Source organism: Streptomyces sp. NPDC016845 (genome assembly GCF_044332585.1).
GTDB lineage: Bacteria > Actinomycetota > Actinomycetes > Streptomycetales > Streptomycetaceae > Streptomyces.
This window is the reverse complement of the sequence record NZ_JBIRPI010000072.1, coordinates 1-1,620: the sequence shown is the minus strand read 5'-3', so window position 1 is coordinate 1,620 and position 1,620 is coordinate 1. Positions and strand designations below refer to the sequence as shown.

Annotated in this window: 1 protein-coding gene; it reads right to left on the bottom strand. The window is 67.1% G+C overall.

What is annotated here, in order from left to right; genetic code table 11:
• Nucleotides 1-15: 15 nt before the first annotated feature.
• On the bottom strand, nucleotides 16-1,479 hold the full coding sequence (locus ACH4RC_RS42460; protein WP_398210507.1) for an NF041680 family putative transposase: 1,464 nt from the start codon (nucleotides 1,477-1,479) through the stop codon (nucleotides 16-18).
• Nucleotides 1,480-1,620: the final 141 nt, after the last annotated feature.

The window sequence follows — 1,620 nt, the reverse complement described above, 5'->3', positions numbered from 1 at the left end:
GCCTCAGCTTGTTTTTTATGGTTTGTGAGCTTTGAGTTGATTACGTTCAGCGATGCTCTCGGGTCGTCTGGTCGTTTTGCCCACGTCATAGCGAGTGGCGGGGCGCCGGTTCTTCGAGCCAAGTGGGCGTCCTGGGCCAGGCGTTGAGGGTTTGGGCGCACGGGTCGGACAGAGCAGGTGGGGACGGATGTTCCTGAACCCACGCCGGACCCGGGCCGGAGTGAGCCGTGCGGGCTCGGCCGGTTTCTCCCAGGGGCGGCGGAGGTCGGCTGCGGCTTCGCGGGTGAGCCGGAGCTGGGTGTGTGCGGCGATGACGAGCCACGTCCACCGGTCTGCCGCCTCGGGAGTACGGAGTCTGGGACGCGTCCAGCCGAGCGTCTGTTTTTCGAAGCGGAAGGTGTGTTCCAAATCGAAGCGGCGAAGGAATCCCTGCCAGCGCAGGTCGACGTCTTCGCTGGTCATGCCGGTCTTCGAGGACCACAGCCACAAGGGCAGGGGCTCGCGGTCGCCGGGCAGGTGGTCCACCTTCAGACGGATCAACGTGCCGTCGATGACCGGGAGTTCGCTGTCATGGTCGATCCACGCGGAGCGGGTGGTGAGGCGGGGATGGATGCGGTCCCAAGCCATCGCGGTCGCCGTGCCGTAGCGGTCGGTGACCTGCACGGTTTCGGCATCCGGATCGCCCCAAGTGCCGGGCGTGGCGAAGCGGAACTCCTTGCCGTGCTTCGGCGGTCGCCCGCCCTGCGGATAGGCAAGGGCGTACTCCTTGAGTGAGGGCGTCGGACGGCGCATGACGCGGTCCGAGCGCATCCGTCCGAGCACCTCGACGGGCAGCCCGTCGAGGAGATAGGCCATGCGTGGAGCGTCGTATCCGGCGTCGAAGACGACCATGATGTCCGGATCGCCCGGCTCCCACTGGCCGCCTGCGATCAGATCGGCCACGACGCGGCGGACCTGGGACGCGGTGACCTCGGCGACGTCATCGTCGGGGCCGAGGCGGACCGCGTCCAGCAACTGGCACCAGGAAGTGCGGCCCGTCTCCAACGCGGCGACGAACGAGTACGGCCAGCCGGGAATGAACTGGTCGCTGGAGCGCCCCGAACGTCCGTAGACGTGGCAGAACAGCCGGTCGGAACTGGTCGGCGCATCGGGCCGCAGCCAGGCGGAGACATCGACTGCCAGGACCAGGCGCCCGTCGGCGGCCTTGGGCTGCGGCAGCATGGCCAGGGTCTTGCGCAGCCGGACCGCGTCGATGCGGCCCTGGTTGAGCGCGTCGTACATCGCACCGTGCCCGCGCCGGTGTTCGGCCAGCAGTGTCAGGTCGACCGGCGAGGTCACCGGTCCGTTCTCGCAGAGCAGCGCGTCCGCGAGCTCGAACAGCGTGTCACCACGTGCGGTCAGGCACGCATAGAAGTCCTCCCGAAAGTGGGACGTGAAGTCGAGTGCCTCGTCCCGGGCGTCGTACTGCAGCAGACTCACCTCTGCGGCCTTCGTATGAGTGCGGTTCTGTGATGGAACGCATGCTCACGCGGGGGCCGTCCGCCTGTCCGGCGAATGCCCAGGTAAGTACTCATGTGCGAGGCCCTGTTCGAGGCCAGAGGTAAAAGAACAAGCTCAGAA